This window comes from Leisingera aquimarina DSM 24565 (assembly GCF_000473165.1).
Taxonomy (GTDB): domain Bacteria; phylum Pseudomonadota; class Alphaproteobacteria; order Rhodobacterales; family Rhodobacteraceae; genus Leisingera; species Leisingera aquimarina.
Map to the genome: position 1 here is coordinate 763,831 of NZ_KI421504.1, position 13,845 is coordinate 777,675.

Consider the following 13,845-nt stretch of genomic DNA (forward strand, 5'->3'; position numbering starts at 1 on the left):
TCAGCCAGCGGCTTCCTTCAGCTTGTAGAGCATTTCCAGCGCTTCACGTGGCGACAGGTCATCCGGGTGGATTTTTGACAGGAGGTCTGCCGCCGGCGAAGGACCCGCTGGGGCTTTGGGTTGGGGCTGCGGGGCTGCGGCGAAAAGCGGCAGATCGTCGATCTGAATCTTTGAACCACCCTCGCGGCTGCCCTGTTCCAGCATGTCGAGCACGTCGCGGGCCCGTGCAACAACGGATGCGGGCAGGCCAGCAAGCTGCGCCACCTGCACGCCATAGGAACGGTCAGCGGCACCCTTGCGCACCTCATGCAGGAAGATTACTTCACCCTCCCATTCCTTGACCGCCACGGTGGCGTTGTCGACGCCCTCGAGCTTGGCGGCGAGCTGGGTCAGCTCGTGGTAATGGGTGGCAAACAGCGCCCGGGAGCGGTTCATCTCGTGCAGATGCTCCAGCGTCGCCCAGGCGATGGACAGACCGTCATAGGTAGCGGTGCCGCGGCCGATTTCGTCAAGGATCACCAAGGCGCGGTCGTCTGCCTGGTTCAGAATGGCGGCGGTTTCGACCATCTCTACCATGAAGGTGGAGCGGCCGCGGGCCAGATCGTCCGAGGCGCCAACCCGGCTGAACAGCTGGCTGACGAGGCCGATGTGGGCGCTTTCCGCAGGGACATAACTGCCCATCTGGGCCAGCAGTGCAATCAGTGCATTCTGGCGCAGGAAGGTCGACTTACCTGCCATGTTGGGACCGGTGAGCAGCCAGACTGCGGCGCCATCCTGAGCTGACAGATCGCAGTCATTGGCCACAAAGGTCTCGCCGCCTTGCTGGCGCAGAGCCTGTTCCACCACCGGGTGGCGGCCGCCTTCAACGTGAAACGCGCGGCTGCCGTCAACCTTGGGACGGGTCCAGTTTTCGCCACGCGCCAGATTGGCCAGCCCGGCCAGAAGATCCAGTTCAGCCAGCCCGCGGGCGGCGGTGTTCAGGCGGGCGGCTGCTTCCAGAATTGCCCGGGAAAGTCTAGTATAGAGCCGCTTTTCGATCTCAAGCGCCAAGTTTCCGGCATTCAGGATGCGGGTTTCAATCTCGCTCAGTTCCACTGTGGTGAAACGGACCTGATTGGCAGTCGTCTGGCGGTGAATATAGGTTTCGTTCAGCGGAGGAGACATCATTTTGTCCGCGTGTGTCGCGGTGGTTTCGATGAAATAGCCCAGCACATTGTTGTGTTTGATCTTCAGCGAAGTGACACCGGTGTGTTCCGCGTATTTCTTCTGCATTGAAGCAATCACTGAGCGCCCCTCGTCGCGCAGGGTGCGGGCTTCGTCCAGTTCCGGGTCGTAGCCGGTTGCGATGTAACCGCCGTCCCGTGCCATAAGCGGCGGTTCGGCCACCAGGGCTGCATCCAGGAGAGACAGCAAATCGTCGAAACCTTGCAGATCCGACATGGCCCCGGCCATCAGCGCAGGCAGTTCCAGCCCTGCGCAGAACCCGGCAATTGCTTCGGCCTGCGACAACCCGTTGCGGATAGCAGCCAGATCGCGCGGGCCGCCGCGCTCCAGCGCCAGACGGGAGAGCGCCCGATCGAGGTCCGGTGTTTTGCGCAAAGCCGCGCGCAGATCTTCGGCGGTCTGAGATTGTTCAACAGTGAAATCCAATGCAGCAAGGCGCTGGTGGATCACATCGAGATTACGGGAGGGGCTGGACAGCCGTTGTTCCAGCAAGCGGGCGCCGCCGGGGGTGACAGTGCGGTCCACTACTGCCAGCAGCGAGCCGGCACGGCCCCCGGATAGGGAACGGGTCAGCTCCAGATTGCGGCGGGTGGCGGCATCAATCTGCACCACCCGGTCCTGCGCCTCCTGCTGCGGCGGCTGCAACAGCGGCAGCTTGCCCTTTTGGGTGATTTCCAGATAGTCGATCAGTGCGCCCATGGCTGAGACCTCGGCCCGGGTGAAAGTACCGAATCCATCCAGGGCGCTGACGTTGAACAGGGTGCAGATGCGTTTTTCTGCCGCGGTGCTGTCAAAGCTCGCTTTGCCCAGCGGAGTGAGCTGGATCTTGTATTCTTCAGCCAGAGGGAGGGCAGCGTCATAGGCCGGGCCATCAGCAACGATCAGCTCCGACGGCGCCAGGCGGGCGAGCTCGGGCGACAAGCGGACCCGCGCGACCGGCATCACGTGGAACGCTCCGGTGGAGATGTCCGCCCAAGCCAGCGCCGCCTCATCCCGCAGTTCAGAGTAAGAAACCAGGAAATTATGGCGGCGCGCTTCTAGCAAAGACTCCTCGGTGAGAGTGCCCGGAGTCACAAGCCGCACCACATCCCGTTTCACTACCGATTTGGAACCGCGCTTTTTGGCTTCGGCCGGGCTTTCCAGCTGCTCGCCCACGGCAACGCGAAAGCCCTTGCGGATCAGCGTCAGCAGATAGCCTTCGGCGGCATGGACTGGCACGCCGCACATCGGAATGTCCTCGCCGTTGTGCTTGCCTCGTTTGGTCAGCGCGATGTCCAAGGCTTCTGCGGCATTGACTGCGTCCTCAAAGAACATCTCGTAAAAGTCGCCCATCCGATAAAAAAGCAACGCATCCGCATGCGCTGCCTTGATCTCGAGATACTGCGCCATCATGGGCGTTACGGTCATGAAAAATCCCCCGGGTCGTCGTTGTAAAACGTGTACAATGGGGGCGGTGCGAGGAAAACCCGGATGTGACTGCCGCCAAGACCTCCGGCGGCAGTCTGCTGTCAGTAAAGGTTGCGCAGTGTGTCTGGCATTGTGTTGACAATGGAAAGCGACAGCGTGCTCAGATGTTGCTGCGCCTGTAGCGCCAGAAGTTTTGTCGCCGCTTCCTCCATGCTGGTGTCGATCATCGAACTGACTCCTTGGGTGATCGAATCCGACAGTTTCCCGACAAACTGGTTTTGTTCGGCAATGCCGCCTGCGCTGGCGCCAAGAGCAGCGGAGCTGTCGATTGCGTAAGCCAGAAACCCCTCGATTTCTCCTAGGGCGGTCAGCGCACTGGTGCTGTCGGTGATGGCAATCCGGTTGCCAATGTCAAACTGCGGGCTGCCTTCGAAGTCCGCGCCATCTACGCTGAGCGTGGTCACGCCTCCGGCCCCGGATAGTGCAGATGGTACAGTCAGCGCTGTGCCGCCATTGCCGTCCACATCCGTTTTTAGAAGGTTCACACCATTGAAACTGGAGGATGAGATTATGGAATTGATCTGCTCGGTCTTTTGCGACAGGGCGGCTTCGAATTTGCTGAAATCCCCCATGCCGCTTGCCGCCATAACTGCCAGTGACCGCATTTCGGTTAAAGCGTCAGTGATCTGTTCAGCTCCGGCGGAAGCAACCGCTACGGTGGCTTCCCCCAGCGACAACGTGTCTGAGACAGAACGCAATCCCGAAATATCCGAATCCATCAGTTCGGAGATCGCCCAGAGGGCGGCGTTATCTTGCGCCGTGTTGACTTCTTTGCCGGTGGATATGCTGTTTTGCACGGTGTCGAGCTGGCTATTGACGCCACCCAATGTCTGCAAGGCAACCATCGCGCCGGAATTGTTTTGGAAACTTATCATTCCTCATTATTCCTTTGATCCTAGGCCCGTGTGCCGGGCGGACAAATGTCATTCTGACACGTGCTTCTCAGACTCATGAGTTCGAGCGCGCAGCGCCACCTGGCTTACAGGTGCGGGTTAATACTTATTAATAAATTACTGCAGCCGGGCGTCTACTTTAAGGTGAAAATCTGGCGCTATCCATCGTCCTTTAGTCGCATTTATCTCAATTCTGGCTATACAGATTCTTGAAAGCCCGGATTGAGGGGCGCGGTTGGCTGGGCTAAGACGGACCGCGACGAGGAGAGGACACGAGATCAAATGCCCAAAACAAAGATCACCGACGAGGAAGCCCTGGCGTTTCACCTGGAGCCGTCTCCGGGCAAATGGGAGATCAATGCCACTGTCCCGATGACAACGCAGAGGGATCTGTCGCTGGCGTACTCTCCAGGCGTTGCGGTGCCTTGCGAGGCGATCGCGGAAAACCCTGAAACTGCTTATGATTACACCAATAAGGGCAATCTGGTTGCGGTGATTTCCAACGGCACTGCGGTGCTGGGGCTGGGCAATCTGGGGGCATTGGGGTCCAAACCGGTGATGGAGGGCAAATCTGTCCTGTTCAAACGCTTCGCCGATGTGAACTCGATCGACATCGAGCTGGATACCGAAGATCCGGACAAATTCATCGAGGCGGTTAAGCTGATGGGGCCGACATTTGGCGGCATCAATTTGGAAGATATCAAGGCGCCCGAGTGTTTCATCATTGAGCAGAAGCTCAAGGAAGAGATGGACATTCCCGTCTTCCACGACGATCAGCATGGCACCGCGGTGATCTGCGCGGCCGGCCTGATCAACGCGTTGCATCTGTCGGGTAAGAAGATTGAGGATGTGAAGATCGTCCTGAATGGGGCAGGGGCAGCCGGCATTGCCTGTATCGAGCTGCTGAAAGCCATGGGCGCGCGGCACGAGAACTGCATCGTCTGCGACACTAAAGGCGTGATCTATCAGGGCCGTACCGAGGGTATGAACCAGTGGAAATCGGCCCACGCGATCAGCACGGATCTGCGCACTCTGGAAGAAGCCATGCGCGGTGCCGACGTCTTTTTGGGCGTATCGGTCAAGGGCGCGGTAACCCAGGAAATGGTGGCCGCGATGGCCGACAATCCGGTGATTTTTGCGATGGCAAACCCGGATCCGGAAATCACTCCTGAAGAGGCGCACGAGGTGCGTGTCGATGCCATCGTCGCCACCGGCCGGTCCGATTACCCGAACCAGGTCAACAACGTGCTGGGCTTCCCGTACCTGTTCCGCGGCGCGCTGGATATCCACGCCCGCGCCATCAATGACGAGATGAAGATCGCCTGTGCCCATGCTCTGGCTGCCCTTGCGCGCGAGGATGTACCGGACGAAGTGGCACTGGCCTATGGCAAGTCTCTGTCTTTTGGCCGCGACTACATCATTCCGACTCCCTTTGATCCCCGGCTCATCCATCGGATCCCGCTGGCAGTGGCCAGGGCTGGCATGGATACCGGTGCCGCCCGCCGTCCGATCGTGGACATGGATGCCTATGAGGTGGGTTTGAAGTCCCGCATGGATCCGACCGCCTCTATCCTGCGCGGATTGAATGCCCGTGCCCGTTCCGCCCAGTCCCGGATGATCTTCGCCGAAGGTGACGACCCGCGTGCGCTGCGAGCTGCAGTGATGTATCAGCGTTCCGGCTTTGGGAAATCTCTGGTTGTGGGCCGGCAGGAAGATGTGCGGACCAAGCTGGAAAAGGCCGGCCTTGGCGATGCCGTGCGTGAGCTGGAAATTGTCAATGCTGCCAACACACCGAATTTCGATTTGTACAAGGATTTTTTGTACAGCCGCTTGCAGCGTAAAGGCTTTGATCACAAGGATATTCACCGGTTGGTGGGACGTGACCGGCACGTGTTTGCCAGCCTGATGCTGGCGCATGGGCATGGCGACGGTCTGGTCACCGGCGCAACCCGGAAATCGGCCCATGTTCTGGAGCGGATCAACCATGTGTTTGATGCCGATGCCGATCATGGTGCCGCTGGTGTGACTGCGCTGCTGCACAAGGGGCGGATCGTGCTGATCGGGGATACGTTGGTGCATGAATGGCCGGATGAGAACCACTTGGCAAACATCGCTGAACGTGCGGTGGGTGTTGCCCGCCACATGGGGCTTGAACCGCGGGTGGCCTTTGTCAGCTTCTCCACCTTCGGTTACCCAGTGTCGGAACGCGCGGAAAAGATGCATGTCGCGCCCACCGTTTTGGATAAACGCGGTGTTGATTTCGAATACGAAGGCGAGATGACCGTTGATGTGGCGCTCAACGAGCGGGCCCAGCGGTATTACCCGTTCCAGCGCTTGACCGGCCCGGCCAACATTCTGATTGTACCGGCCCGCCATTCAGCTTCGATTTCGGTCAAGCTTATGCAGGAAATGGGCGGTGCCACGGTTATCGGCCCGATCCTGTCCGGTATCGACAAGCCGATCCAGATCTGCTCGACCACCTCCACCACCAATGACATTTTGAATATGGCGGTACTGGCAGCCTGCAACATCGGGTGATCTGAATGGCAATCTGGAACCTGGGATCAATCAATGCGGACATGGTCTATGCCTTGCCGCATCTGCCGGTGGCGGGGGAAACCCTTGCCGCCCGACGTCTTGACCGCTTTCTAGGCGGGAAAGGCGCCAACATGTCCGTTGCCGCCGTCCGCGCTGGCAGCGAGGTTAATCACATCGGCGCTGTTGGACCTGACGGGGCTTGGGCAGTTGAGCGGTTGAAGGATTATGGCACTGGAATTCGAGACATTGCCCAGGTGGACATCCCAACCGGCCACGCCATCATTGCGGTGGAGCCGGAGGGGGAAAACCAGATCATCCTGTTTCTCGGCGCCAACCGTGCGCTGACTCAGGACCAGTTGGACCAAGCGCTTTCGCAGGCTAATGCAGGCGACATTCTGGTGATGCAGAATGAAACCAATATGCAGGCCGAAGCCGCCCGTGCGGGCCGCGATCACGGGATGCGGGTCTGCTACGCCGCCGCCCCCTTTGACGCCGACGCAGTCCAAGCGGTTCTTCCGTTTCTTGACTTCTTGATCCTGAACGAGGTTGAAGCCGGACAGCTGAAGGAGGCGTCTGGCAAGTCGCCCGATGAGCTTGGCATCAAAGACGTGATTATCACTCTTGGTGCTAAAGGGGCCCGGCATATCGACGGCGAAACCGGTGCGGTTCTGAATGTTCCGGCTCTTCCGGTTACGCCTGTAGATACCACAGGGGCAGGAGACACTTTCACCGGATATGTCCTTTCGGGTCTGGACCAAGGTTTGCCGTTGTCAGAGGCAATGCCGCTGGCCGCGAAAGCTGCGGCGCTGATGGTCGCACGCCATGGCACAGCGGACGTGATTCCAGAACTGAAAGAAGTGCAGGCGGCTCGCTTTTGACCTGAGGCAGCCTGCTTCTTTTGGGTTGAAAATACTTTGGGAGAATTGGCCGTCAGGCTAAGGGGCAGCGCCCCGCTTCAATGCCCGTTTGCAAAGGGCGCCGCGTCCCCCCATAGCTGCGCTACTCGTTCATCGCGCCCGCAAGCCTGGCGGTATCGTTTATAAGCCGTAGCTTGCCGCTTGGGGCCAAATCGGGTGAATACCAAGTTGTTCCCCTTGTAGTAGTCCTGGTGATATTCTTCGGCTTTATAAAAAACCTTTGCTGTTAGGACCGGGGTCACAATCCTTTGTCCCAGGGCGTCTTGAGCCTCGGCTTTCACTTCCATAGCCAGTGCCTTTTCTTCTTCGTTAGAGACAAAAACCGCTGTGCGGTAGCTCTCGCCGCGGTCGCAGAACTGGCCGCCCGGGTCTGTCGGATCAACCGAGCGGAAGAAAAGTTCCAACAAGTGTTCGCGTGAGACTTTTGCCGGATCAAAGGAAATCTGTACTGCTTCGTAATGGCCGCTGCCGCCGCGGCTGACGTCCTTGTAAGTCGGGTTTTCTGTTTTGCCGCCAGTATAGCCCGACACGGCTTCAGTCACCCCGGGCACGCTTTCAAAATCGCTTTCCACACACCAGAAGCATCCACCGGCCACAGTCAGGACTTCAGTTGATTGCGCCTGCACAGGATTGGCATGTGCAATCGTGCCGATCGCAATAAGCCCTATCAAAGTAAAAGGTCTCAGATTCTCCAGAAAACGCATCTTGGGCCTCCCTTCTGCTTTGCTGTCACCCTGCCGGCTGATGCCCAGCCCCTCAACCCGGCAGCGGCGGATTTCACGGACAGGTGACAGCAAGTTACTGCTTGGAAATTGGATCCAATATTACTAACGTGCCGGCAAAGGAGGATCCCATGACTGAAAAGATGAGCACTCACCAGGCTGAAGAAGATCAGCGCAACGAAGAAATCCTGATCTATCTGAATGGAAAAACTGTCCCCAAGGCTGAGGCCAAGGTGAGCGTTTATGACAGCGGTTTTATGCTGGGGGACGGTGTGTGGGAAGGGTTGCGGCTGTACAACGGAACCTGGGCCTTCATGGACGAGCATCTGGACCGGCTGTTTGAGGCCGCCAAGGCGATTGACCTGGATATCGGGTTGGATAGGGAGGGCGTGAAAACTGCCGTGTTGGAGACACAGAAAGCCAATGGCATGATCACTGATGCCCATGCCCGGTTGATGGTTACACGCGGAGTAAAAACGCGCCCCTTCCAGCACCCTTCGCTGTCGCAGCAAGGCCCGACCATGACCATTATTATGGAGCATTCCCGCCCCAACCTGCCACGCCCGATTAAACTGGCCACAGTGCCGCATATCCGCGGGCTGCCGATGACACAGGACCCCAAACTGAATTCCCACTCCAAGCTGAACTGCATTATCGCCTGCATCGCCGCCGAGAAGGCCGGCGCGGATGAAGCGCTGATGCTGGATGTGAATGGTTTTGTGAACACCACAAATGCCTGCAACTTTTTCATTGTGCGCAGGGGAGAGGTTTGGACTTCGACCGGGGATTACTGCATGAATGGCATTACCCGGCAGAAAGTGATCGACTTGTGTCGCGCCAACAGTATTCCGGTTCACGAGCGGAACTATTCTTTGGTGGATGCATACGGCGCCGACGAAGCCTTCCTGACCGGCACTTTCGGGGCACAGACTCCGGTGGGCAGGATCGACGGACGGCAGATTGGCAGCGGGCAAATGGGGCCCATGACTGAACGCCTTCGTGCTCTCTACAAGGATCTGATTGAAAGGGAGTGTGCCTGATGCGGATTGCAATGTGGTCCGGGCCGCGGAATCTGTCGACGGCGATGATGTATGCCTTTGGCAACCGCGGTGATTGCGCGGTGGTGGATGAACCGTTTTATGCGGCCTATCTGGCGATGACCGGCCTCAATCACCCGATGCGAGCGGAAATTCTGGAAAGCCAGTCGCGGGAACCGGACGAGGTAGCAAAGGCGCTGCTGGCGCAGGTCCCAAGCGCCAGGCCCTACTACTACCAAAAACATATGACACAGCACATGATCCCCGGTGTTCCGCGCCAGTGGATGCGAGAGGTCACAAATGTTTTCCTGATCCGTCATCCGGCACGAGTGATAGCTTCTTATGCCGTGAAACGGGAAAATCCCACGCTGGAGGACATTGGGTTCCGCCAACAGGCGGAGCTGATCGAGCTGGTACGCAGCTGGGGACATGCACCGGTTGTCGTGGACAGCCATGACATTCGGAAGGATCCGGCAGGCAAACTGGAACAGTTGTGCGAGACGCTCGGCATGCCGTATTCCCCGAAGATGCTGACCTGGCCAAGGGGCGGACACAAAGACGATGGCGTGTGGGCGGCGCACTGGTACGGTGCGGTCTGGAATTCAACCGGTTTTGCCGGCCCGGAAGGTTCGCTGCCGGAGGTGCAGGAAGACCTGCAGCCCGTGCTGCAGGCGGCGCTGCCTTTATATGAGCAGATGAAGGCAGCGAGAATCTGAGGGGAGAAGGGGGCGTTGCCCCCTCGCGCCTGCGGCGCTCACCCCCAGGATGTTTTCAGTCAGAAGAAGAGGCTCAGCCGATCAGTTTGCCCAGTTTCATGGCAACACCCATGTCGCCGGAGATTTTTATTTTTCCCATCACTACGGCCGTCATCGGGTTGAGCTTGCCGGTGAGAAGCTTTTTCAGGTTCTCTCTGGAAAGCTGAAGCGTGCAGTCGGTGTCACAGTCATAGGTGCTGGCACCGCCTTCGGCGAGCACGATAACGCCATCCTCCCCACAGTCGAATTTCAGCGTGCCGTCAAAGCTCTTTCCAGCCAGACCTGTCCGGATGTCCTCGGCGATGTCCTGAAGTGCCATATGTTCCTCCCTTGCTCGCGGTGAGGGTTAGGCACGTTAGGGATACCGGGCAATAGTGACCAAAGGGGAGGGCGCCGGGTTACGTCCCGGCAAGAGCTGCCTTGGTCAGTGGACAGGGCTGACCGCCATAGAAGATCTCAAGCACCTGCCGGAATTCCGCCGGCGCACTGGGCACAGCTGCAAACAACGTCATCGAAGAGCGCAGTTTCTTGGCGTCGGTACTGCCGAGGATTTGCACGGGATCTGAACCCTGATGCTGCAGCATCAGACGGCTGGCGTCCACCAAGCGGCTGCGCAGCTTTTCGTGGTTCAGATAGGCTGTGGCCTCGGCCAGGTCTTCGATCCCGTAAAGCTGTGCCATGTGCGATTGGCCCAGTTCGGCCAATTGGGGAAAGACGAACCACATCCAGTGGCTCGTCTTTTGTCCTGCGGAGAGTTCAGCCAGTACAGCCGCCCAAACGGTGTCCTGAGCCTCGACGAACATTTCCAGCTCTTCCGCGAAATCGTCTTCGAATTCGCCGTCAATATCGTCGTAATCACTCACTTCTTGATCCGGCGCTCGCGGGCGGCCAGCAGCTTGAGGCGCAGGGCATTCAATTGGATAAAGCCTGCTGCATCGGTCTGGTCATAGGCGCCGGCATCTTCTTCAAAAGTCACGTGTGCTTCGGAGTAAAGAGAGTGATCCGACCAGCGACCGACACAGGTTGCGGAGCCCTTATAAAGTTTAAGGCGCACGGTTCCGGTGACATGTTCCTGGCTCTTGTCGATCGCAGCCTGCAGCATTTCACGCTCGGGCGAATACCAGAAACCATTGTAGATCAGCTCTGCGTATTTCGGCATCAGCTCATCTTTCAGATGCATTGCGCCGCGGTCCATGGTGATCGATTCAATCCCGCGGTGGGCTTCCAGCAGCAGGGTGCCGCCCGGCGTTTCATAAATACCGCGGGATTTCATGCCGACAAAGCGGCCTTCGACCAGATCGAGACGGCCGCAACCGTGCTTGCCGCCCAGTTCGTTCAGCTTTGTCAGCAGGTCTGCCGGGCTCAGCGCTTCACCGTTGATGCTGACGGCATCACCTTTTTCAAAGCCGACCTCGATGAACTCAGGCTCGTTCGGCGCGTCCTCGGGGTGCACGGTGCGTTGGTAGACGTAGTCAGGCGCCATCACCGCCGGGTCTTCCAGAACTTTGCCTTCGGAGGAGGTGTGCAGCAGGTTGGCGTCAACCGAGAAGGGCGCTTCGCCGCGTTTGTCCTTGGCCACCGGGATCTGGTTTTGTTCAGCAAACTCCAGCAGACGGGTACGCGAGGTCAGATCCCATTCACGCCAGGGTGCGATCACCTTGATGTCCGGGTTCAGAGCGTAGGCAGCCAATTCGAAACGGACCTGATCGTTGCCCTTGCCGGTGGCCCCGTGAGCGACCGCGTCGGCACCGGTGGCTTCGGCGATCTCTACAAGACGCTTGGAGATCAGCGGGCGGGCAATCGACGTGCCTAGCAGGTAGAGGCCCTCATAGACCGCATTGGCGCGGAACATCGGAAAGACGAAGTCGCGGACAAATTCCTCGCGCACATCTTCGATGAAGATGTTTTCAGGCGTGATACCCAGCATTTCCGCTTTCTTGCGGGCGGGTTCCAGTTCTTCACCCTGGCCGAGGTCGGCGGTGAAGGTGACAACTTCGCAGCCGTATTCGGTCTGCAGCCATTTCAGGATGATCGAGGTGTCGAGGCCGCCGGAATAGGCGAGCACAACTTTCTTGGGCGCGGACATGGAATTCCCTCTCAGGTCAGAACGCCTGCGGCGTAGCGGGTTTTGTCCGGAAGGGCAAGGTTAACTGGGGTTTCGTGCAGAGTCGGCTGCAACTATGGTCCGCGCCAGATGTGGTTTTCAAATTGGAGCAGATTTTGATGAAACCTTGGGCGCTGTTCAGTCATTCAGTGGGAATGCTGGCACGGAATTTTGGTGATATGCTGCGGGTGTTTTTGGTTCCCACGCTGCTGATTGCGGCACTATTTGCGACTTTTTTTAAAATGACGGGTTTGTGGGGCATCCTGCAATGGGGTGTAATGACACCGCTGCCGGAAAATTCAGGCTTAAGCGGCCCGCTGTTCCTGGTCGCAATGTTTTCGCTCTTGATTGGGATGTGGAGTGTGGTTTCCTGGCACCGCTTTGTTCTGCTTGAGGAAATGCCGCAGGGCTGGCTGCCGGGTTTGGAAGGCGGTCGCGTGATGGCCTACTTTGGACGGTCTGTGCAGATTGCGCTGGTTCTTTTGTGCATGATGATTCCTGTGCTGCTGATGGTTCTTCTAGTAACAACACTGCTTAGCGGGGCAGGGGCGGCAGTTCTGCAATTGGCCAACCTGCCGATTGCAATTTTTGTCACCTATCTGGTTCTCAGGCTTTCAGTGATCCTGCCGGCGGCAGCGTTGGGAGCGGACATGGGGCTGCGCGAAGCTTGGAACTCCACTGGAAACGCTTTTGGTGACCTTCTGGGTTTGGCTGCCATATTGGTTGCAGCACAATACGCAGCCCAATTCGCTGCCGAAGCGCTGGCGGCATCCCCATCGTTGGCTTTTGGTGTCTCACTCCTCGTATCAGCTGCCTTGGCCCTTTTGAACATCAGCCTGCTGACCACCCTTTACGGCCACTACGTCGAAGGTCGTCCGGTCTGATCTCTGGTATTCTTATGTATGCTTTGCACCTGCCCCTTGTCTTGGGGGCGGGCTTGCGCCACTGAATAATCCATGAACGATTTCAAGAGCCAGGCCCGCGCCGCTGAACAGGCGATGCGCGATGTGTTTCCTGCAACTCCGTTGCAGCGCAATGTGCATCTATCCGAGCGTTTCGGCGCCGACATCTATCTGAAGCGTGAAGACCTGAGCCCGGTTCGGTCCTACAAGATCCGCGGTGCGCTGAACGCGATGCGCAAGCAGCCGGATCAAGAGCTGTTTGTCTGCGCCTCGGCCGGCAACCACGCGCAAGGGGTCGCCTTCATGTGCCGCCACATGGGCAAGCGTGGGGTGATCTTCATGCCGGTCACCACGCCGCAACAGAAGATCCAGAAGACCCGGATGTTCGGCGGCGACCATATCGAAATCCATCTTGTCGGCGACTATTTCGATATCTGTCTGGCTGCCGCACAGAAGTGGTGCGCCAAGGAAGGCGGCCATTTCCTGTCGCCATTTGACGATGCCGATGTGATTGAAGGCCAGGCCTCCATCGCGGTGGAGATTGAGGCGCAGCTTGGCAAGGCGCCGGATCATGTCCTGCTGCCGGTAGGCGGCGGCGGCATGTCTGCCGGGGTCTCCTCATGGTTTGGTCAGGAAGTGCACAGCTTATTTATTGAACCTGACGGCGGTGCCTGTCTGCGGGCAGCGCTTGCCGCAGGTAAACCGGTTGCGCTGGAAAAGGTCGACACCTTTGTCGATGGCGCTGCAGTGGGGCGGATCGGCGCGCTGCCATTCGACATTCTGAAGGATGTGCCGCTGCCGGATGTTCTGGGCATTTCCGAGGACCGGATCTGCGCCACCATCATCGAGATGCTGAACGTGGAAGGCATCGTGCTGGAACCGGCCGGCGCGCTGTCGGTTGAAGCGCTGCAGGATGTGCGCTCCTGGATCCGCGGCAAGACAGTGGTTTGCGTTACATCCGGGGGCAACTTTGATTTTGAACGTCTGCCAGAGGTCAAAGAACGGGCGCAGCGCTATTCTGGAGTGAAGAAGTACTTCATCTTGCGGCTGCCGCAGCGGCCTGGTGCGCTGAAAGAGTTTCTTGGTATCTTAGGCCCGGAGGACGACATCGCCCGCTTTGAATACATGAAGAAGTCCGCCCGCAATTTCGGCTCGGTGCTGATCGGAATTGAGACCAAGCGGCCGGAGAATTTTGAGCAGTTGTTTGCGCGGTTGGATGCGGCTGGGATGACCTTCACCGACATCACTCAGGACGAGACGCTGGCGCAATTTGTGATCTGAAGCCG

The 13,845-nt window shown here is 58.4% G+C and carries 12 protein-coding genes; 6 read left to right on the forward strand and 6 right to left on the reverse strand.

Annotated elements, in window-relative coordinates:
• The gene (gene mutS / locus AQUI_RS0107630) at window positions 1-2,631 is read right to left on the reverse strand and encodes a DNA mismatch repair protein MutS (protein ID WP_027256990.1); all 2,631 of its coding nucleotides are present in this window, start codon (window positions 2,629-2,631) and stop codon (window positions 1-3) included.
• Between the two features lie 101 nt (window positions 2,632-2,732).
• Window positions 2,733-3,566, reverse strand: a complete 834-nt coding sequence (locus AQUI_RS0107635) for a flagellin N-terminal helical domain-containing protein (RefSeq protein WP_027256991.1) — start codon at window positions 3,564-3,566, stop codon at window positions 2,733-2,735.
• Between the two features lie 300 nt (window positions 3,567-3,866).
• Here AQUI_RS0107635 and AQUI_RS0107640 point away from each other — a divergent pair, with 300 nt between their 5' ends.
• Window positions 3,867-6,122, forward strand: a complete 2,256-nt coding sequence (locus AQUI_RS0107640; RefSeq protein WP_027256992.1) for an NADP-dependent malic enzyme — start codon at window positions 3,867-3,869, stop codon at window positions 6,120-6,122.
• Between the two features lie 5 nt (window positions 6,123-6,127).
• Complete coding sequence (locus AQUI_RS0107645; RefSeq protein WP_027256993.1) at window positions 6,128-7,000, forward strand: ribokinase; 873 nt, start codon at window positions 6,128-6,130, stop codon at window positions 6,998-7,000.
• Window positions 7,001-7,077: 77 nt separating this feature from the next.
• Here the strand turns inward: AQUI_RS0107645 and msrA are convergent, their stop codons facing one another.
• On the reverse strand, window positions 7,078-7,743 hold the full coding sequence (msrA, locus tag AQUI_RS0107650; RefSeq protein ID WP_027256994.1) for a peptide-methionine (S)-S-oxide reductase MsrA: 666 nt from the start codon (window positions 7,741-7,743) through the stop codon (window positions 7,078-7,080).
• A gap of 149 nt (window positions 7,744-7,892) precedes the next feature.
• On the opposite strand from msrA, the gene AQUI_RS0107655 reads away from it, so the two are divergent.
• Window positions 7,893-8,801: a D-amino acid aminotransferase gene (locus AQUI_RS0107655; RefSeq protein ID WP_027256995.1), complete on the forward strand. Its 909-nt coding sequence runs from the start codon at window positions 7,893-7,895 to the stop codon at window positions 8,799-8,801.
• Window positions 8,801-9,514, forward strand: a complete 714-nt coding sequence (locus tag AQUI_RS0107660) for a sulfotransferase-like domain-containing protein (RefSeq protein ID WP_027256996.1) — start codon at window positions 8,801-8,803, stop codon at window positions 9,512-9,514. Before AQUI_RS0107655 ends, AQUI_RS0107660 begins: the two co-directional genes overlap by 1 nt.
• Window positions 9,515-9,587: 73 nt before the next feature.
• Here AQUI_RS0107660 and AQUI_RS0107665 read toward each other — a convergent pair whose 3' ends face one another.
• From AQUI_RS0107665 to AQUI_RS0107675, 3 genes are all read right to left on the reverse strand, one after another.
• Window positions 9,588-9,872 (reverse strand): SCP2 sterol-binding domain-containing protein, encoded by a 285-nt coding sequence (locus AQUI_RS0107665; protein WP_027256997.1) that lies wholly within the window; start codon window positions 9,870-9,872, stop codon window positions 9,588-9,590.
• A 79-nt stretch (window positions 9,873-9,951) separates the two neighbouring features.
• Window positions 9,952-10,416 (reverse strand): DUF1810 domain-containing protein, encoded by a 465-nt coding sequence (locus tag AQUI_RS0107670; RefSeq protein ID WP_027256998.1) that lies wholly within the window; start codon window positions 10,414-10,416, stop codon window positions 9,952-9,954.
• Window positions 10,413-11,639, reverse strand: coding sequence for an argininosuccinate synthase (locus AQUI_RS0107675; protein ID WP_027256999.1), 1,227 nt, complete (start codon window positions 11,637-11,639; stop codon window positions 10,413-10,415). The genes AQUI_RS0107670 and AQUI_RS0107675 overlap by 4 nt, the downstream gene beginning before the upstream one ends.
• Before the next feature lie 137 nt (window positions 11,640-11,776).
• Between AQUI_RS0107675 and AQUI_RS0107680 the strand changes: the two genes are divergently transcribed.
• Entirely contained in the window at window positions 11,777-12,541 is a 765-nt protein-coding gene (locus AQUI_RS0107680) for a hypothetical protein (RefSeq protein WP_156916792.1), read from the forward strand.
• 72 nt (window positions 12,542-12,613) lie between these two features.
• Window positions 12,614-13,840: a threonine ammonia-lyase IlvA gene (ilvA, locus tag AQUI_RS0107685; RefSeq protein ID WP_027257001.1), complete on the forward strand. Its 1,227-nt coding sequence runs from the start codon at window positions 12,614-12,616 to the stop codon at window positions 13,838-13,840.
• Window positions 13,841-13,845: the final 5 nt, after the last annotated feature.

Coding starts and splice junctions, on each gene's coding strand:
- mutS (WP_027256990.1), bottom strand. CDS start 2,631: ATGACCGTAACGCCCATGATGGCGCAGTATCTCGAGATCAAGGCAGCG.
- AQUI_RS0107635 (WP_027256991.1), bottom strand. CDS start 3,566: ATGATAAGTTTCCAAAACAATTCCGGCGCGATGGTTGCCTTGCAGACA.
- AQUI_RS0107640 (WP_027256992.1), top strand. CDS start 3,867: ATGCCCAAAACAAAGATCACCGACGAGGAAGCCCTGGCGTTTCACCTG.
- AQUI_RS0107645 (WP_027256993.1), top strand. CDS start 6,128: ATGGCAATCTGGAACCTGGGATCAATCAATGCGGACATGGTCTATGCC.
- msrA (WP_027256994.1), bottom strand. CDS start 7,743: ATGCGTTTTCTGGAGAATCTGAGACCTTTTACTTTGATAGGGCTTATT.
- AQUI_RS0107655 (WP_027256995.1), top strand. CDS start 7,893: ATGACTGAAAAGATGAGCACTCACCAGGCTGAAGAAGATCAGCGCAAC.
- AQUI_RS0107660 (WP_027256996.1), top strand. CDS start 8,801: ATGCGGATTGCAATGTGGTCCGGGCCGCGGAATCTGTCGACGGCGATG.
- AQUI_RS0107665 (WP_027256997.1), bottom strand. CDS start 9,872: ATGGCACTTCAGGACATCGCCGAGGACATCCGGACAGGTCTGGCTGGA.
- AQUI_RS0107675 (WP_027256999.1), bottom strand. CDS start 11,639: ATGTCCGCGCCCAAGAAAGTTGTGCTCGCCTATTCCGGCGGCCTCGAC.
- AQUI_RS0107680 (WP_156916792.1), top strand. CDS start 11,777: ATGAAACCTTGGGCGCTGTTCAGTCATTCAGTGGGAATGCTGGCACGG.
- ilvA (WP_027257001.1), top strand. CDS start 12,614: ATGAACGATTTCAAGAGCCAGGCCCGCGCCGCTGAACAGGCGATGCGC.